Origin of the sequence: Citrobacter sp. FDAARGOS_156 (genome assembly GCF_001559235.2) — a bacterium.
In the GTDB taxonomy this organism is placed as follows: Bacteria; Pseudomonadota; Gammaproteobacteria; order Enterobacterales; family Enterobacteriaceae; genus Citrobacter; species Citrobacter youngae.
Genome location: NZ_CP014030.2, coordinates 2585450 through 2604641 on the forward strand (window position 1 = coordinate 2585450; position 19192 = coordinate 2604641).

Consider the following 19192-nt stretch of genomic DNA (forward strand, 5'->3'; position numbering starts at 1 on the left):
CTGGTGAAAATACAATCATTTCGTGATTAAGATCACGCTGTTTTGCGGATGATAATGCGGTGCATTACGAGAGAAAATAAAGCCGGTCAGTACTACTGACTGACCGGAGAATACCGTTACCTGAGCGAGTTTAGTGCAGCTGCGCTTCTTTCATGCACAACGCTTCATGCTCACTGTCGATGATTGGCTCAACTTTACCCATCAAAAACAGATAGTTCAAAATTCCCAGAACCACCAGTGCGGCAGAGAACACCAGCGCCCAGGTAAAGGAGCCAGTGGCTGCAACAATGGCTCCGGTAATAATTGGTCCTACCGCGCCTCCCATATTGGAGACAGTATTCTGTAACCCTGCAACAATCGATACGCTGTTTTTAGGTGCAACGTCACCCGGTAGTGCCCAGACCTGCGAGGCGGCAACCGTGGTGCCTGATTTCGCCACACACAGTAAAAACACGGTCATAAACACGGAATCAGTAAAAGGGGCAAAACCAATACATAAAGCCATTAACAGACCGATTGTCAGGAATAATTTTCTTGTGGCAGTCAGCGACAGGATCCGCTTATGTACCATACGGTCAGAGGCCCAGCCGGCAAAGACTTCGATCACCATCCCACATAATAATGGCAGGGCGGCAACCATCCCCATTTTGATAAAATCCATTCCTTTGTCTTTTACCAGATAAGTGGGTAGCCAGGTAATAAAGAAATAGGATGTATAGTTGATGGTAAAGAAACCGATACACATTGCCCAAATGTTACGGTAGCGCAACAGTTTATACCAACGCATCGGTAATACGGATTTGTCGCCGTGTTTTTGCTTTTGCCCTTCGCGAATATGTTTAATTTCGCTTGTACTGATCCTTTTGTGGTCCTCCGGGTTTTCTGTATAAATAAAATACCAGGCAATGACCCAAAAAATGCCTACACCACCAATAATCAGAAATGTCATCCGCCAGTCAAACTGGTAGATCATCCAGACAATAAGCGGCATCGCGACGGCACCACCAAATTTAGAGGCACTGTCAAACAATCCTGAGACGGTGGCCCGCTCCCGATCCGGGAACCAGCGCGCAGCGATCCCTGCATTGCTTGGATAGGCGGCGGCTTCACCGACGCCCAGAGCGAGTCTCAATGCGAGTAGAGATTTAAATCCAGTGGCTAAACCCATCATTGAGGTGGCGATTGACCACCACGCGACGGCAAAACCCAGACCTTTTTTCTGACCAAAACGGTCAGCAAACCAACCTGCCGGTATTTGCAGTAAAGAATATGACCAGAAGAACGCCGCCATGATAAACCCCATCATTTCAGGATCGAGTTTTAGCTCATCAATGAGGTGAGGTGCTGCAGCAGATAATACCGTCCGGTCAATATAGTTAATTGCAATAGCAAGCCACATTAATCCCGCAATCCACCAACGAATTCGGGATTTTTCTGCAAAATTATTCATATATCTGGCCCATGGTAGATGTTCATTTTTATTATTGTGGAAAGGGTAGGGTTATCTCCACAATGTTATAATCCGTTCATTATATTTTTAGGCTTACGCTGATGAATGACATGTTCAATGATGTTATAAACACATTGCTCGCCTATATTGCTGATCGCACCCTCGGTATATCCTGCAATATGTGCCGTAGGGATGAAATTATCGAGCGCAAATAAGGGGTGTGAATTGCACGGCTCTTGTAAAAAGACATCGGCGGCAGCGCCCTTAATGACACCCTGCGTGAGAGCCAGAAAGAGATCCTCTTCATTAACGACACCACCGCGTGAAACGTTTATGAGATAACTAGTGCTCTTCATTTTTTTCATCTGCGCTAAATCAAAGAGATTTTTGGTTTCAGGCGTCAGCGGAGTGTGTAACGTGATGAAATCACTTTGTTCTGTTAGTTCATCGAGCGAAACGTATTCAATGTGATTATCTGCGGCGAACTGTGCATCCTGCCATGCGTCGTGAGCCAGCACGCGCATATTAAAGCCGCGGGCTCGCAGTGCAACCTGTTTACCGATATTACCTAACCCAATAATGCCAATCGTTTTTCCATATACATCGGAGGCGAAGATCCGTGGCCAGTTTCCCGCGCGGGTTTGTTCAATCGCGTAGGGGAGTTGACGCGCACAGTTAAGGATCAGGGAAAACGCAAAGTCTGCGACGGCATGCTTATTGGCATCCGGCACATTGGTAACAAAAATACCTTTTTCACGCGTGGCATTGAGGTCAATATTATCGACGCCCACGCCGTGTTTGCAGACGATTTTCAGATTCGGTGCCGCAGCTATTAGTCCGGCATTAACATCGGTAAAAGCGACGATCATTGCCACTGTCTGTTCCAGATGAGGTGCAAGCGCTTCTAAACCGGCATCTGCAGGTAGCATGATTAACTCAAGTCCGGCGTCGTTAAGCAGTTTGATCGGTTGCTGATCGTATTTGGCAAATGAAGGTGATGTACAGATGACTTTCATAATACAATCCTGTTAGTTAAGCGGCGTTGCCGCCGCTGTAAAAGTGTCTATCGTAAATAGTTATTGATAATTTGCTGGATCTGGCGTTCCTGATGAGCATCAAACGTGACAGCGTAACGGCTTGCGCCTACCTCGTGCCCCATGATTTGCAATGCTTTTTTGACTGCGGCGGGCGAGAACGCAACTTTATAGAGCTCGGTTCGCAAACCTGTGACGCTTTCCTGTGCTTCATGCGATCCGACAACATCACCGGCCTTGAATCGCGCCCAGATAGCGTTAATTTCTTTTGGCGCTACGTTCGCCAAACCGGAAATACAGGCTGAACAGCCATCAACAAATCCCTGATGAATGAGTGAATCTGGACCATTCAGCACATCAAATCCCTCGATATCTTTAACTGCATCCAGGAAGCTGCTAAGACTTTCATAACTGCCGGCACTGTCTTTGATCCCGATAATGTTCGGGTGTGCCGCCAGCACTCTGGCTGTTTCCGGTTCAATGGTATTTCCCGTACGTGCCGGAATGTTGTAGAGAAATACCGGTACCGATAGCGCGTCGGCAATCGCGGTATAGTGAGCTATCAGTTCCTGCTGTTTGAGCGGAACAAAATACGGGGTAATCACCGATACGGCATCGACGCCCAGTTTTTCTATTTGCTTGCCCAGACGAATGGTTTCACGGGTAGAGATTTCACCAATATGCGCCACTACGTTCGCCCGCCCAGCAACTTCCTCAACGCAGGTGCGGGTCACTGCTATTTTTTCTTCCTCGTTGAGCACAAAAAACTCACCGTTTGTGCCGCCGCAGAAAATACCGTTTCCGGCATTTAACTGGCGGTTTACCTGGTTTCTCAGTTCTTTAAGGTTAAGCCCGCCGTCGTGGTCGAACGGGGTAACGATTGCCGTCAGTACACCACAGATTTTCTTACTCATGATTCACTCCTTTGGTATTCAGTTCTGGAAACAGAGTTTGATAAATGGCCTGAATATCCTCATGACTCACCTCGCAGGGAGCATTATTCATCAGGCGTTTTACGTTCAGTGCGGCATCGGCCAGTGCGGGAATATCAGTAGACGGTACACCAAGCGTTGCCAGGTTATCGGGCAGGTTCAGTCGTTTCACGAGTGTGGCGAAGTACTCCACCAGGGCGCGGGATTTTTCTTCGGCACTGAGTGTTGAGTCAGCGTCAGGCAGCAGATCCCACACCAGGGCAAACTTGTCGACCACAAATGGGCGAATCACTTTCATGCAGGGTGCTAACAGAATGGCGTTAGCGACGCCATGTGGGAGATGGTATCGACCGCCGAGCGGGTAAGAGAGCGCGTGGACCAGGTGAGTACCAGCATGATTAATCGCCACACCGCCGTAATACGATGCCCACAGCATCTCCAGTTTGGCCAGCAGATTTTCCGGCTCATTGACGGAGATTTCGATATGGTTGAGTAGCTTACGCAGGCCAATGAGCGAAGCGTTATCACTTACCGGATTGGCGACGGTAGCGGTAAAGCATTCGATCAGATGACATAGCGCGTCGATGCCAGTGGACGAGGCAATATGCGCCGGCATGCTGGTGGTGAGTTCTGGCAACAGGGCCACGTAATCCGGTAATAGCACCGGAGAAATGATTCCGACCTTGGTGTTTTGTTCCGGGATCGCCAGAATCGCATTGGGAGTCGCTTCAGAACCCGTACCTGCTGTGGCGGGGATCAGCACAGAAGCAACGCGTTGCAGCGGTTTTTCTCCCGCCAGCATGGCGTCAAGCGTTGGAGATTCAGGATGGCATAAGACGGAGAGCAGTTTCGCCACATCCAGTACGCTACCACCGCCGATACCGATCACCATTTCTACGTTGAGACCTTGTACGTTTTTTAATAGTGCGCTGACATCGTGATGCCCGGGTTCTGCAGGCACATTGTCAATCAGAGCCACATGACGTCCATCGTTGGTCAGTAAGTTGCGGATCTGTGTTACCGCGCCCAGTCCGACAATATTGCTATCCGTCACCAGTAACAGCTGGCGTTTACCTGCCAGTAACGGCTCCAGTGCGGGGATAGCATTCGAACCGCTAATGACGGTGCTATTGATTGTTGCCACAGCATTCTCCTGTTGTTCGAGTGATTGAATTCGCTCACTGAGATTCAGGAACGATTGCATCATGGGCTAAATTTATAATTTATCTCGGAGATGAATAACTTGAGCTTGCTCACATTTAATCAAATGTGATTGAATATAATCATTATCAACATACAACAACCCGGAGCATGGATGAGTAGACATGTTGTAAGACCCCAGATCCTTGTCATTGCTGATGACTTTACGGGGGGAAATGATGCGGGGGTGAGTCTGGCGCTGACGGGAATGACGGTAAATGTCGCTTTCACATTGCCCTGTGCCGATGATGTAGATGTGCTGGTCATCAACACGGATAGTCGTGCGCTGGAGGCAGAGCAGGCCGCCGCCAGAGTAAGTGAGCTGGCTCTGACGAGTCAGGCTGGTCCTCAGACGCAGTGGCTGAAGAAAATAGATTCAACATTGCGCGGAAACCCGGGGGCCGAACTGGACGCGTTAATGCGGATTACAGGTAAAAAGCGGGCCATCGTGGCACTGGCTTGTCCCTCAGTCGGGCGAACCACCGAGCAGGGGCAGTGCCTCGTTAACGGTATTCCGGTAACGCAGACCGAATTTGCCAGCGATCCGAAAACACCGGTGATGAGTGCCGATATTTGTGAGGTGATACAGGCACAAACCACCATTGCGTGTCGGGCGATGTCACTGAATGACTACATGCAGCACCTGCGCGAGCCTGCTGTTGAGACGCCGCAGATTTGGGTTGTGGATGCCCGGACTGACGCTGACCTTGATGTGATTGTTACTGATGCGCTGATGCAGGATGAGCTGCCGCTGCTGGTGGGGTCTGCCGGGATCTGTGACGCGCTGGCCCGCCATGTCCGGACACCGTCCTCACAGTGTTTACTGGCGGTAGTGGGTTCAATGAGTGAAATCGCTCAACAGCAGATTGCCGCTGTGTACCAGGACCCGCAGGTGGGGACTGTATTCATTGATATCGAAAATATCTTCAGCGGTAGCTCGACAGAGTACGCGCAGCGCATCGTTAGGATCCTCTCCTCTGGTAGGCACTGCATTGTTCACACAAGTCCCGACAGTGAAGCACGCCATCATATTCCGCAGCTGTGCGTGCGTATGGGGATGAATCGCGCTCAGCTCGGTGAAAAAATCTGCCAGTTTCTTGGACAGCTTATCCGGCAGGTTTTGCAGGAGGTATCGCCAGGCGCGCTGTATCTCTCTGGCGGTGATGTGGCGATGGCGGTTGCAGACGCCCTTAAGGCAACAGGATTTCGTATTACTGACCGTGTGGCCCAGTGTGTGCCGTACGGTCATTTTGTCGGTGGCGACTGGCAACGCCCGGTTATGACAAAGGCAGGGGGATTCGGTGACGAAACGACGTTGCGTCAGGTTTTAAATTTTATCGAGGAGAACATGAGTGAATAACATTATTGCAGTAACTATGGGCGACCCTGCAGGTATTGGACCTGAGATTATTATTAAATCGCTGGTGGAGGGAGAGCTGTCTGGCGCTCCGGTTGTGGTTGTGGGATGTGCCCAAACGCTGCGTCGTATCCAGTCATTAAATGTCACGCCGCCAGCGGAACTCCGGGTTATCGACAGCGTAACCCAGGCGCAATTCGCCCCCGGTGTTATCAACGTGATTGACGAACCCCTTGCCGATCCTGCGGCGCTTGAACCGGGGGTGGTGCAAGCGCAGGCGGGTGATTTGGCCTATCGCTGTATTAAACGCGCTACAGCACTGGCGCTAAGTGGTGAAGTTAAGGCCATTGCCACTGCGCCGCTGAATAAAGAAGCACTGCACATGGCGGGACATCATTATCCCGGCCATACCGAACTGCTGGCGCAACTGACCAACAGCAAAGACTATGCGATGGTGCTGTATACCGAACAGCTTAAAGTGATTCATGTCACCACGCATATTGCACTACGTAAATTCCTTGATACGCTCAGTGAACAGCGTGTAAAAACAGTCATTCAGGTCGCAGATGATTTCCTGCGTCGTGTCGGGTTTGATAATCCACGTATTGCGGTCGCAGGCGTCAACCCCCATGCCGGCGAAAATGGCCTGTTTGGCGAGGAAGAGATAACGATTGTCGGACCCGCGGTGCAGGCAATGCAAGCGAAAGGGTTAAATGTTACGGGACCATGTCCACCAGATACTGTCTTTATGCAGTGCCACGAAGGTATGTATGACATGGTGGTGGCAATGTATCACGATCAGGGCCATATTCCGCTAAAATTGCTGGGATTCTATGATGGGGTGAATATCACCGCCGGATTGCCATTTATTCGCACTTCTGCAGACCATGGCACGGCGTTTGATATTGCCTGGACAGGTAAAGCCAAGTCTGAGAGCATGGCCGTGTCCATCCAGTTAGCAATGCAAATTACGCGGGATTAAAATGAAGGGATATAATCGGTTAGAACAGATTATGGATTATCTGAAAGGGCATAATCTGGCGACAGTTGAACAGCTTGTCGCTGTGACTCAGGCCTCTCCGGCGACCATTCGCCGCGACCTGATTAAACTCGATCAGGAAGGTGTTATCAGCCGTACTCACGGCGGCGTGACGCTTAACCGGTTTATCCCTTCGCAACCAACCACACATGAAAAAATGCAGCGCAGCCTGATGGAAAAACAGGCTATTGCCTGCGCGGCGGCAAGCCTGGTGAAAGCCGGGGACGCCATTATCCTGGATGCGGGAACGACGATGATTGAACTGGCGCGCCAGCTTACCCATCTGCCGTTGCGCGTCATCACCAGCGATCTGCACATTGCGCTATTTCTTTCTGAGTTCAAGCAAATTGAAGTGACGATCATTGGCGGGCGTATTGATGACTCCAGCCAGTCCTGTATCGGCGAGCACGGGCGTAAACTGCTGCAAAACGTGTGGCCGGATATCGCGTTTCTAAGCTGTAACGGCTGGGATCTGACCCGCGGGATCACCGCACCGACGGAAGAAAAGGCCGGTCTGAAGCGCGACCTGATTGCAAACGCCAAACGTCGCGTACTGCTGGCAGACAGTTCAAAATACGGTGCATGGTCACTTTTCAACGTCACACATCTGGATGCGTTGACGGATATCGTGACCGATGCGCGACTCAATGAAGAGGTGCGGCAGCAGCTTGAGCAACTGCCTTGCCATCTGACGTTCGCCAGTTAATCTGCATTTTGCGACAGCTGAGGTTCCAGTACCTCAATAAATGCTTCCAGCTGTCGCGTCATCGCCCCCCGACGCCAGACCAGCCACGTATTTAACCAACGCCAGTTTTCACTCAGCGGCCAGGCATTGACCTGATGGTGGCCTGGCATGCTTTCCAGCATAGAACGTGGAATCAGCGCGATTCCCGCGCCGGCAATCACACAGGCCAGCATGCCGTGGTAGGACTCCATTTCATGGATCGTGCCTGGCATGGCGCGATCGGCGTGAAACCAGCTTTCAAAGTGGCGGCGATAGGAACAGTTGGCGCGAAAGGCATAGATATTGTAACCATTCACATCGCTGGCCCGTTTGATGGGGGGGTGGCCATGTGGGGTGACAATCATCATCTCTTCACGGTACACCGGCATTCCTTCAAGACCTGGATGGGTAATAGGGCCATCAGCAAAAGCGGCGTTCAGCGTACCGTCGAGCACACCGTCCAGCATGGTACCGGACGGTCCTGTTGCCAGTGCAAACTGGATTTTAGGGTAGCGCTGATTATATTCGGCAAGTGTGGCCGGAATACGCACGGCGGCTGTACTTTCCAGCGATCCCAGAGAGAACAATCCCTGTGGTTCATCACCTGCGACCACCATCCTCGCTTCTTCTACCAGCGCCAGGATCCGCTGGCTGTAACGCAAAAAATTGTGCCCGGAGGGAGAAAGCCGCAGACGTTGATTTTCACGAATAAACAGATCGACGCCAAGGTCCGCTTCAAGCTGGCGAATACGCGTGGTGAGATTGGACGGCACGCGATGCACCTTCGCCGCAGCCTGCGTGATGCTGCCGGTCTCTGCGACGGCATTGAACATTTCAAGTTGCGTCAGGTCCATAATTTTCTCTGTTCGTGAATGGTATGGTTAATATTATTCATTTTTCAGAAAGAGTAAACCTGCGCATGATATAACCATACCTTGCGAGAAAGAGAGGCACTTATGACCATCACAGCAGCAACACATGCTATTTCCGTTGACCCGACCTGTGGCGAAATGCTGACGGCAATGCCGTGGGCCAGCGACGATGAGATTACCCACGCGCTGAATCTGGCGGCGACGGGATTCAACGCATGGAAACGCACGACCGTCACCCATCGCGCACAGATGTTGCGCCGGGTCGGACAAGCGCTGCGTGAACGCGCCGAAGAGATGGCGCAGTGTATCTCGCGTGAAATGGGTAAGCCCGTCAGGCAGGCACGTGCGGAAGTGGCAAAGTCTGCGGCATTATGTGACTGGTACGCCGAACATGGGCCAGCGATGCTCAGTACCGAGGCCACGCAGGTTGAGAATCACCAGGCCGTGATTGAGTACCGTCCCCTGGGGACTATTCTGGCGATCATGCCGTGGAACTTTCCGCTCTGGCAGGTTATGCGCGGCGCCGTGCCGATTTTGCTGGCCGGAAATGGCTATCTGTTAAAGCATGCACCGAATGTCACTGGTTGTGCCGCGATTATCGCCCAGGTCTTTACCGATGCGGAAATACCCGCTGGGGTATATGGCTGGGTGAATGCCGATAACGCCGGGGTGAGTCAGATGATCAATGACCCGCGTATCACGGCGGTAACGGTGACGGGCAGCGTTCGTGCTGGTGCTGCGATTGGCGCTCAGGCTGGTGCAGCGCTGAAGAAATGCGTGCTTGAGTTAGGCGGTTCCGATCCGTTTATCGTGCTTAATGATGCAGACCTTGATTTAGCGGTTAAAGCCGCAGTGGCAGGGCGTTATCAGAATACCGGGCAGGTTTGTGCCGCAGCGAAACGCTTTATTATTGAAGAAGGGATTGCGGCAGAATTCACCCACCGTTTTGTTGCGGCAGCCAGTGCACTGAAAATGGGCGATCCGCTAAATGAAGAGAACGATCTCGGCCCAATGGCACGTTTTGATCTGCGGGATGAACTGCATCAGCAGGTTGAAGATTCACTGGCTCAAGGAGCGCGCTTACTCCTCGGTGGGGAAAAAATAGCTGGTCAGGGTAATTACTATGCCGTGACGGTACTGGGTGATGTTACGCCGGAAATGACTGCGTTTCGTCAGGAGCTGTTTGGCCCGGTTGCGGCGATTACCGTCGCGAAGGATGCTGAGCACGCATTAGCACTGGCTAATGACAGCGAGTTCGGCTTGTCGGCGACGTTGTTTACCGCGGATGAGGCACTGGCGCAAACTATGGCGGCCCGTCTGGAGTGTGGTGGCGTGTTTATTAATGGTTACAGTGCCAGTGATGCTCGCGTTGCTTTTGGCGGCGTGAAGAAAAGCGGTTTTGGTCGTGAGCTTTCTCACTTTGGTCTGCATGAGTTTTGCAATGTGCAAACCGTCTGGAAAAATCGTCTCTGATAGCCCGGGTGCCTCTGCAGGGGCACCCGTCTTATTTCTGCAATAAATTTGTCATTTACTCTGCGTACACTCGCGCCTAACGCTTTGATACAGAAGAGTAATATGAACATAACGCAAATTTTTCGTCGCCTGACTCCCCGTCAGTTTGGTCTGTTAACCGGTATCATTTGTATTATTGCACTGTTCTCTGTTTTGCAGATTGCATCCTCGCTTATGCTCTCAGCCTCTGTCAGGGACGCGCAGATTAATGAACAGCATAATCAGCAGGTGCTTTTGCAACAGTCGAAGATCGATGAAGCAAGGGTGGCGTTGTTATCTGCCAGCGACTTACTTAATCGTGCTGGCGTTTACTTTATGCAGGATGCGGCTACCGGCTCGGAAGGGAGCTGGCGCCCGTTAATGGAAGAGGCCCAGCATGCGTTAACGCAGTCAAAAACGGCATGGGATGCCTGGCTTGCAATGGATCCGCATCAGCCTCCCGACTTGATGGAGAGCTATCAGCGTTTTTATAGCGGTATTCAGGAGCAGGCCGATGGATTAATGCAATCCAATAGCATTGATGCGTTTTTTGCCGTGCCTGTTCAGGCGTTTCAGACAGACTTTAATGAAAATTATGCACGTTTTCAGCAAGACAGTTTCCAGCAGACGGAAAAAGGGCGAGAGCAGCTGTTGACCAGTCTTGAACGTTTACAGCACCTCTTTTTATTTATTCCTCTTGTGCTGGTGGTGATTGCGGTACTGGTCTGGCGCAGTATGTCCCGCTGGGTAATCGCGCCACTGAGACGACTGATCGATCATATTGATGTGTTAGCGGCTGGCGATCTTTCCCGTCCAGCCCCCCAGGTGAGCCAGTTTAATCGTGAAGTGACACAACTGAGCTCACGTATCGACGCGATGCAGCAGGGGCTACGGATGCTGGTGCAACAGGTGAATGACGCTACGACCTCAATGGTGGGAAATATCACTCAGCTTACGCAAAGCAATAAACAGTTATATCAGCAATCCGCGAAACAGAGCGATGAGCTAAATACGGTGACATCACATATTTCGTTTCTGGAAACACATGTTGAGGATAACAGTGGGTTTGCTCAACTGGCGAATCAACGCGCCGTGCAGGCGCGGGATATTGCTGCGGGTGGCAACCGGATGATGGCAACGGTAAATGCGTCGATGCAGGCAATTGTTGCCCGTTCATCAGAGATGCGCGGGATCATCTCACTGATTGACAGCATCGCGTTTCAGACCAATATTCTGGCGTTAAATGCGGCGATTGAAGCTGCGCATGCTGGTGAACAAGGGCGTGGATTTGCGGTTGTTGCAAAAGAAGTTGGGTTGTTGGCGAGAAAAAGCAGTCAGTCCACGCAGAATATTCAGGCGCTGATTCATCATTCCTTAGCGGGTATTGACGAGGGATTTCATGCGGTGAACGGACTGGATGACAACTTACAGCAGGTTATATCGCTGGTGGAAAATCTTGGCGCCTTACTGAATGATATTTCTGCTGCGACGATGAATCAAGGAACCCGTATTCACGAGTTGACCAGTCAGCTTCAGGCTCTGAATAACGAAGCCCGACAGACCAGCGATCTGGTGAATGCTGCGTCTGATTCCTCCTTACAGTTACATCATGAATCTCATCAGCTTATGCAGGCCGTTGCCAGATTCCGTCTTCCGGCCTGACGCTGTGTATTCAGCTCTGTTATACTCGCAGGCCTTTCATACCTGCGAGCAAGGAGCATGTTGTGGCCAGGGCCATGGACAATTCAATTTTAGAGACCATTGTGCAGCAGGTTCGTCCGCTGATTGGTCAGGGAAAAGTTGCCGATTATATTCCTGCATTAGCCTCTGTCGATGGCTCAAAACTGGGTATTGCCATTTGCACCGTTGATGGTCAGCACTATCAGGCGGGGGATGCGCAAGAACGTTTTTCTATTCAGTCGATTTCAAAGGTGCTTAGCCTGGTTGTCGCAATGCGTCATTACCAGGAAGACGAGATCTGGCAACGTGTTGGCAAAGATCCTTCCGGTCACCCGTTTAACTCGCTGGTGCAGCTGGAAATGGAGCAGGGTATACCGCGTAATCCCTTTATCAATGCCGGGGCATTGGTGGTTTGCGATATGCTGCAAGGTCGCCTGAGTGCGCCACGGCAACGAATGCTGGAAGTGGTACGTGCATTAAGTGGCGTTTCAGATATTGCTTATGATACGACGGTGGCACGCTCTGAGTTTGAGCACTCAGCCCGCAACGCGGCAATTGCCTGGCTGATGAAGTCCTTTGGTAATTTTCATCACGATGTGACGACCGTTCTGCAAAATTATTTTCACTACTGCGCGCTGAAAATGAGCTGTGTGGAGCTGGCGCGCACGTTCGTCTTTCTGGCGAATCAGGGGCATGCCTTTCATCTTGCGGAGCCCGTGGTCACGCCGATGCAGGCGCGGCAGATTAACGCGCTAATGGCGACCAGCGGTATGTATCAAAATGCCGGGGAGTTTGCCTGGCGGGTAGGTTTGCCGGCGAAATCGGGTGTCGGTGGCGGTATTGTGGCGATCGTGCCGCATGAGATGGCGATTGCGGTCTGGAGTCCGGAACTGGATCCCGCAGGGAACTCGCTGGCGGGTATTGCGGTACTGGAACAATTAACTCAACAGTTAGGGCGCTCGGTTTACTGATGAACACGCTCGACTCGCTTTTTGCCCGACTGGCGAAATCGACTTTTCGATCGCGGTTTCGTCTCGGTCAGAAAGAAAGACAATATTGTCTGGAAAAAGGTGCGCCGGTCATTGAACAACATGCGGCCGATTTTATTGCTAAGCGCCTGGCTCCCGCGCTCCCGACCAATGACGGAAAGCAAACGCCGATGCGTGGACATCCGGTGTTTATCGCTCAACATGCCACGGCGACCTGCTGTAGGGGATGTCTGGCCAAATGGCATGATATACCTCAGGGGCAACCGTTGAGCGAGCAACAGCAACGTTACGTTGTCACTGTTATCTACCACTGGTTAGTGCTGCAAATGAATAAGCCATAGATAACATAATCCTATGATTCGACTCCTTGTGTTATGTAATTGTTAATTGCAGTATGAAGGGGTCAATCTAAGGAGACTAAATGGCTACCCACACCCCCTGCTTTATACTGAGCGCGGAACAGATCCTGTCGAGAATCGACGAGCTTAGTGATGTCCTTGAACAGTGCGTGAACGATGGCGCATCTGTCAGTTTTATGCTCCCTTTTAACCGCGATAAGTCGCGGCCTTTTTGGACGCGTGTTGCACAAAGTGTCTCTTGTGGAGAACGCATTGTTCTGGGGGCTGAAAATGCGCAAGGGACCCTTGTTGGGACCGTTCAGCTCATTATTGATCAACCCGAAAACCAGCCTCATCGTGCAGACGTTGCCAAACTCCTGGTTCATACCTCTGCACGGCGGTGCGGGATAGCCCGGGAATTGATGAATACACTGGAAATTTGCGCCCATCATGAAGGGAAAACCCTCCTGGTTCTTGATACGTCTACAGGCAGCGCCGCCGAGTTGTTCTACCACAATTGTGGATGGCAAAAAGCAGGGGTAATCCCTGACTATGCAAAAATGCCTGATGGAACAGTGGCCGGGACCACACTTTTTTATAAAACGCTCTAATTTGTCACCGGGGATTGATCAAAACAGGGTTTCATTGTATTAAAGTTTGCTAACCTATTGGACCAATTCAATCAGGTTGTATGACTAATCAAAAAGGGAACCCATTGTGCAAACACTAAATCGTCGCGATTTTCCCGGTGCTCACTATCCTGAACGCATTATTCAGTTTGGTGAAGGAAACTTCCTGCGCGCCTTTGTTGACTGGCAAGTTGATCTGCTGAATGAACATACCGATCTGAACGCTGGTGTGGTCATTGTTCGTCCTATCGAAAGTACTTTTCCGCCGTCACTGAGTACCCAGGATGGTCTCTATACCACCATCATTCGTGGTTTGAATGAAAAGGGCGAGGCCGTCAGCGATGCCCGTTTAATTCGTTCGGTTAACCGCGAAATCAGCGTCTATAGCGAATACGATGAGTTCCTGAAGCTGGCGCATAATCCTGAAATGCGTTTTGTTTTCTCTAACACCACGGAAGCGGGTATTAGCTACCACGCGGGTGATAAGTTTGATGATGCGCCGGCTGTGAGTTATCCGGCAAAACTGACCCGACTGCTGTTCGAACGCTATAGCCATTTCAACGGTGCGCTTGATAAAGGCTGGATTATCATTCCTTGCGAGCTGATTGATTACAATGGTGAAGCGCTGCATGAACTGGTTTTGCGTTATGCTCAGGAATGGGCGTTGCCGGAAGCATTCGTACAGTGGCTGGACCAGGCAAACGCATTTTGTTCTACGCTGGTGGACCGTATTGTTACCGGTTACCCACGTGACGAAGTTGCGAAGCTTGAAGCTGAACTGGGTTATCATGATGCGTTTCTTGATACCGCAGAACACTTTTATCTGTTTGTTATTCAGGGGCCAAAATCATTAGCCACTGAACTTCGCCTCGATAAATACCCGCTGAATGTTCTGATTGTTGATGACATCAAGCCGTATAAAGAGCGTAAAGTCGCCATTCTCAACGGTGCGCACACAGCCCTGGTACCGGTCGCCTGGCAGGCAGGGCTTGATACCGTGGGTGAGGCAATGAATGATGCTGAGATTCGCGCCTTCGTTGAGAAAGCTATCTATGAAGAGATTATTCCGGTGCTGGATCTGCCGCGTGATGAATTGGCTTCATTTGCCAGCGCGGTGACCGGCCGATTCTGCAACCCGTACATTAAGCATCAACTATTGTCGATTGCGCTTAATGGCATGACCAAATTCCGCACCCGTATTCTGCCGCAGTTGTTGGCAGGGCAGAAGGCCAGCGGCCAACTGCCGCTGCGTCTGACATTTGCCCTGGCAGCCTTGATTGCTTTCTACCGTGGTGAGCGTAACGGTGAATCTTATCCGGTTCAGGATGATGCGCATTGGATGGAGCGTTTCCAGGTGTTGTGGGCTCAGCATCGTGACCGCCAGATTACTACCGAAGCGCTGGTCAACGCGGTATTGGCCGTAAAAGATCACTGGGAACAGGATCTGACACAGGTTCCCGGGCTGGTCGAACAGGTTTCTGCCGACCTGGGTTCTATCCTGGCGAAAGGCATGCGCGAAGCGGTTAAGCCACTGTGCTAATACGTTAACCCGGTTCAGGCCGGGTTTTTTAATCGCCCTTATTTAGTTACAACATACAATATAACTTCTAAAAATGGAGCACACCTGTAGCTTCAATGCCCACTATGGTCAGCAGGAAAAGATGTTTAGATAATGTTGCTATAAGCTTGCAACATTGATCGCGATCACGTTTAATGTCCCGGCTTTCACATTTTCCGAAGATAACCATGATCGTTCGCCCCCAACAACACTGGCTACGCCTGATATTCGTCTGGCATGGCTCAGTATTATCCAAAATCTTTTCACGCTTGCTGCTGAATTTCCTGCTCTCCATTGCCGTTATCATCATGCTGCCATGGTATACGATGCTGGGTATCAAATTTACTTTGGCACCGTTCAGCATTCTTGGTGTCGCAATTGCAATCTTCTTAGGCTTTCGTAACAACGCCTGTTATTCGCGCTATGTTGAAGCCCGACATTTATGGGGGCAGTTGATGATTGCTTCCCGTTCGCTTCTGCGTGAGGTGAAAACGACCTTACCAGACGATGCTGAACTGGGACAGTTCGTTCGTTTGCAAATCGCATTTGCCCATTGCCTGCGTATGACTTTACGTCGACAACCGCAGGCGGAACCCCTGGCGAAATATCTCAGCGAGAGCGATTTACAGACCGTTTTTGCGGCTCAATCACCGGCCAACCGCATTCTGCTGATGATGGGGGAGTGGCTGGCCGTTCGCAGACGAAATGGGCAGCTATCTGATATATTATTTCACAGTTTAAACAACAGGTTAAATGATATGTCAGCAGTGCTGGCAGGTTGTGAGCGTATCGCGAACACACCCGTTCCGTTTGCTTACACCTTAATCCTGCATCGCACGGTATATCTGTTTTGCATCATGTTGCCATTCGCGTTAGTGGTGGATTTACACTATATGACACCGTTCATCTCGGTGCTTATTTCCTATACTTTTATCTCGCTCGATACGCTAGCCGAAGAACTCGAAGATCCGTTTGGTACAGAGAATAATGATCTGCCACTCGATGCGATTTGTAACGCGATTGAAATCGATTTGCTGCAGATGAATGATGAAACCGTTGTGCCGGCGAAACATATGCCAGATAAGCATTACCAGCTGACATAGCATCCGGTAGAGCTGGTAACACGACCAGCTCTTATTGTTTCACGGAAGGAATAGGTAAGACTTGATGCGCCGGTGAGTGCGGTTTTAGCCGAATTCTCTTTGCCACCACGCAGGCTGCATATCGGTAAATGAATGAAACTCGGGGGCCAGATCTTCATCATTGGGATCATCAAAAACGCCCGCTAATAGCGCTATTACCGGAGCATCATCAATGGCACCAACTGAACTTCCGCATTGAGGGCAAAAAGCGCGACTGGAGGTTTCTGAAGAACGCCAGGTAGTCGGTTTACCCGCTTTTCCCGTCCATTCTACATTTTCAGCATTAAATTCAATCCAGACGACGGTTGGTGCACCGGTATGCTTGCGGCAAATATCGCACGAGCAGGTATGCGAATTATTAGGGCTCGTCGCGGTAAAGCGAACAGAGCCACACAGACAACCGCCAATGTAGATTTTAGACATGACAACCCCCCGTCAGTAAACGTTCTCAGACACTAGCAGATGACTGGCTTCATCACTAGATCCTCATTGTAAAAAGGCGAGGGTGCGCATGGGGAATTCACAATAATTATCAGCCCCTGGTATAAAGAGGCTGATACCAGGAGGTCAGTGCTTAAGAATTGTGTTTAGCAACGATAAACAACCGCGGAAACGCCAGCAGTATTTTCCCATTCTCTTGCAGTGGATATTGCTCCTGCAGCAATGCATGATAACGCGCCAGATAGCGATGTTGTTCGCTTTCACTCAGGTCCTGCAACCACGGACGCAACCCCGTCGAACTCACCCAGTCGATAATTGACTGGTGTGAATCCATAACGTGATAGTAGGTTGTACGCCAGATATCAACATCGCAACCCATGTCAGTCAAAATATCATAGTACGCATGCACTCCGGGAAGAGGCGCACGGCCGCGATCGGGGTAACCCAGTTCATAGGCAACTTCACGCATCAGAACATGCGTTGGCTCCAGCCAGTTATCCGGCATTTGTACAGCCAATACGCCATCTTTCCCCAGCAGAGAGACCAGGTGGGGGAACAGCTGATAGTGATCGGGAACCCATTGCAAAGATGCGTTTGCATACAACAGATCTACGGGCTCTTCTGTCTGAAATGCGCTAATATCCGCTTCGATAAAATGACAGCCAGGCAACGCGTTACGCGCTTCGCTCAGCATTGCCGGCGAAGAATCCACGCCTGATATTTGCGCTGATGGCCAACGTTGATGTAGCAATGCGGTGCTGTTACCCGGGCCGCAGCCGAGATCGACGACTGAGCGGACATTCTCCAGCGCGACTCTGCTGAGTAATTCAGCTGCGGGTCGCGAACGTTCGGTTTCATATTGCAGATAGAGCGAAGGGTTCCAGTCAGCCATGTTTCTGTATCCTGTATGCGATGAAATAGTATGATTCTGAGCCAGCAATTTCCATCACGCCCTCAGAATCAATGATTCTTGTTCCTTCTCAGCATAGTAAGTGTAGCTTTAAAGGGTAAAAATAGGACAAATCGTATTACAAAAGATAATAATTCATAATCTTTCTTATACTTCTTTTGCTTTCTCTTCAGGATCGCGATCTCTCTTTGGGCATTCAAAAAACTTCTGACATAACATTCACCATTATTATGGTTGTCGATAAAGTCATCACCGTAGTTGCTCTCATAGAGGCTTATGCAGTATTTTATTTTTTCCTTAATAGACTCAATGTCATCAAATTGAATCCAATATTCAGATAATAAATATGCTATCAACTTCTCCTGGAAAACAGACATGGTACTGTGTGTATCATTCAAAAATATCGCATCGAAATCTTCTAAGGCTTCAATTTTATGTGTAGCTTCGTACCATTCGCTTCGCCCAAAGCAATAAACTGGTTTACCGAAAATCAAGGCTTCAATGCTTGTACCAGAATTACATGCGATAACGGCAGAACTCCCTTCAATTAATTCGTGGATATTAGCATCAACAGACAAAACATTCTCGTTGGTTGCTAATAGATACGCAATCTTGGCATCAACACCTCTGGATTTACACATCGGATGGCGTTTGATTACCAACTTTCGATTTGTCTTTTTAGCCAATGCTGCAACATAGTCTAATGCCTCCATGGCGCTGATGTTCTCATGATCGGTAACCGAATCAGAGTTGACCTGCATGGGGAAAAAAAGGTAATTCGAGGGTAGAGCAACGTGGTTATGTGGTTGTTGATGCTTGGAGAGTTTTGTCTCCCTGAAAAATTCCCGCTTCTCGCCAATGATACTTTTGGCACTGTCGTGATCTATTTTATTTATTTTATCGATATATGAACTGAAGTTAACACAAATATCTGCCCATCCCGAATATCCATTTTTATCTACAGAGTACAGTCCATATATAGGTGATTCTTTTATCGAGAAAACATTTTTGTCATTATTATATGAGTGGAAGGAGAATGTAATAGAGTCTTTAATTGCCAGTCTTTTAAGACCATAACAGGGAAAACTAACTGGATTCAGTACTACTTGTAATTGTTCATCATGGAGACAAGATATAAAGTTACCAATAAATTGTCGATGAATGCCTTCACTCTTACCTAGCCATTGTGGTAAGTCAAAGTAAAAACGATTTAAATCATTCATCATAACTCCACGTGATTAATGTAATTAAAACTTTGGGTTAGGCTAATCTTTATTTGGCAGTCGACTGTCCGCTAAACAGTAACGATTATCATTAAAAGTATGCAGGTATTATATTATTTTTATAGGGTCAATACAATCCGGTACTCTTGAATAGAAGTGGAGACAGAAGGGGGATATCGATAT

Annotated in this window: 18 protein-coding genes; 10 read left to right on the forward strand and 8 right to left on the reverse strand. The window is 49.8% G+C overall.

The genetic code is table 11. The features are described 5' to 3' along the window. Positions 1-130: 130 nt before the first annotated feature. The 4 genes from AL515_RS12620 to AL515_RS12635 form a co-directional block, all read right to left on the reverse strand. Positions 131-1450: an MFS transporter gene (locus AL515_RS12620; RefSeq protein ID WP_048211690.1), complete on the reverse strand. Its 1320-nt coding sequence runs from the start codon at positions 1448-1450 to the stop codon at positions 131-133. A gap of 65 nt (positions 1451-1515) precedes the next feature. Beyond that, positions 1516-2466, reverse strand: coding sequence for a phosphoglycerate dehydrogenase (locus AL515_RS12625; RefSeq protein WP_048211689.1), 951 nt, complete (start codon positions 2464-2466; stop codon positions 1516-1518). A gap of 47 nt (positions 2467-2513) precedes the next feature. Further along, a complete protein-coding gene (locus AL515_RS12630) occupies positions 2514-3398 on the reverse strand; it encodes a dihydrodipicolinate synthase family protein (protein WP_061067885.1) in 885 nt (294 codons plus the stop codon). Then, the gene (locus AL515_RS12635; RefSeq protein ID WP_048211687.1) at positions 3391-4560 is read right to left on the reverse strand and encodes an iron-containing alcohol dehydrogenase; all 1170 of its coding nucleotides are present in this window, start codon (positions 4558-4560) and stop codon (positions 3391-3393) included. Before AL515_RS12635 ends, AL515_RS12630 begins: the two co-directional genes overlap by 8 nt. A 171-nt stretch (positions 4561-4731) precedes the next feature. On the opposite strand from AL515_RS12635, the gene dtnK reads away from it, so the two are divergent. From dtnK to AL515_RS12650, 3 genes are read left to right on the forward strand one after another with little or no spacing between them, the layout of a single operon-like run. Continuing rightward, positions 4732-5976 carry a D-threonate kinase gene (gene dtnK / locus AL515_RS12640; RefSeq protein ID WP_105242171.1) on the forward strand — a complete coding sequence of 415 codons (1245 nt, stop codon included), beginning with the start codon at positions 4732-4734 and terminating at the stop codon, positions 5974-5976. Further along, entirely contained in the window at positions 5969-6955 is a 987-nt protein-coding gene (locus AL515_RS12645; RefSeq protein WP_061067886.1) for a D-threonate 4-phosphate dehydrogenase, read from the forward strand. Before dtnK ends, AL515_RS12645 begins: the two co-directional genes overlap by 8 nt. Position 6956: 1 nt before the next feature. Next, positions 6957-7718 (forward strand): DeoR/GlpR family DNA-binding transcription regulator, encoded by a 762-nt coding sequence (locus tag AL515_RS12650; protein ID WP_048211684.1) that lies wholly within the window; start codon positions 6957-6959, stop codon positions 7716-7718. On the opposite strand, the gene ptrR is transcribed toward AL515_RS12650, so the two are convergent. Continuing rightward, a complete protein-coding gene (gene ptrR / locus AL515_RS12655; RefSeq protein ID WP_061067887.1) occupies positions 7715-8590 on the reverse strand; it encodes a putrescine utilization regulator PtrR in 876 nt (291 codons plus the stop codon). The genes AL515_RS12650 and ptrR overlap by 4 nt on opposite strands. A 102-nt stretch (positions 8591-8692) precedes the next feature. Between ptrR and sad the strand changes: the two genes are divergently transcribed. The 7 genes from sad (at position 8693) to AL515_RS12690 (ending at position 16396) form a co-directional block, all read left to right on the forward strand. Next, positions 8693-10081, forward strand: coding sequence for a succinate-semialdehyde dehydrogenase (gene sad, locus AL515_RS12660; protein WP_061067888.1), 1389 nt, complete (start codon positions 8693-8695; stop codon positions 10079-10081). A gap of 102 nt (positions 10082-10183) precedes the next feature. Next, the gene (locus tag AL515_RS12665) at positions 10184-11761 is read left to right on the forward strand and encodes a methyl-accepting chemotaxis protein (protein ID WP_061067889.1); all 1578 of its coding nucleotides are present in this window, start codon (positions 10184-10186) and stop codon (positions 11759-11761) included. Between the two features lie 62 nt (positions 11762-11823). Then, the gene (gene glsB / locus AL515_RS12670; protein WP_048211680.1) at positions 11824-12750 is read left to right on the forward strand and encodes a glutaminase B; all 927 of its coding nucleotides are present in this window, start codon (positions 11824-11826) and stop codon (positions 12748-12750) included. Further along, a complete protein-coding gene (locus AL515_RS12675; protein ID WP_048211679.1) occupies positions 12750-13109 on the forward strand; it encodes a DUF4186 domain-containing protein in 360 nt (119 codons plus the stop codon). The genes glsB and AL515_RS12675 overlap by 1 nt, the downstream gene beginning before the upstream one ends. Positions 13110-13189: 80 nt before the next feature. Continuing rightward, positions 13190-13717 carry a GNAT family N-acetyltransferase gene (locus tag AL515_RS12680; protein ID WP_061067890.1) on the forward strand — a complete coding sequence of 176 codons (528 nt, stop codon included), beginning with the start codon at positions 13190-13192 and terminating at the stop codon, positions 13715-13717. 106 nt (positions 13718-13823) lie between these two features. Beyond that, complete coding sequence (locus AL515_RS12685; RefSeq protein WP_061067891.1) at positions 13824-15275, forward strand: tagaturonate reductase; 1452 nt, start codon at positions 13824-13826, stop codon at positions 15273-15275. A gap of 206 nt (positions 15276-15481) precedes the next feature. After that, positions 15482-16396, forward strand: a complete 915-nt coding sequence (locus AL515_RS12690) for a bestrophin family protein (protein WP_061067892.1) — start codon at positions 15482-15484, stop codon at positions 16394-16396. 84 nt (positions 16397-16480) lie between these two features. On the opposite strand, the gene AL515_RS12695 is transcribed toward AL515_RS12690, so the two are convergent. The 3 genes from AL515_RS12695 to AL515_RS12705 form a co-directional block, all read right to left on the reverse strand. Then, the gene (locus AL515_RS12695) at positions 16481-16858 is read right to left on the reverse strand and encodes a GFA family protein (RefSeq protein ID WP_048211675.1); all 378 of its coding nucleotides are present in this window, start codon (positions 16856-16858) and stop codon (positions 16481-16483) included. Positions 16859-17009: 151 nt separating this feature from the next. After that, positions 17010-17768, reverse strand: coding sequence for a trans-aconitate 2-methyltransferase (gene tam, locus AL515_RS12700; protein ID WP_061067893.1), 759 nt, complete (start codon positions 17766-17768; stop codon positions 17010-17012). Positions 17769-17836: 68 nt separating this feature from the next. After that, the gene (locus AL515_RS12705) at positions 17837-19012 is read right to left on the reverse strand and encodes a capsular polysaccharide export protein, LipB/KpsS family (RefSeq protein WP_082759578.1); all 1176 of its coding nucleotides are present in this window, start codon (positions 19010-19012) and stop codon (positions 17837-17839) included. Between the last annotated feature and the right edge of the window lie 180 nt (positions 19013-19192).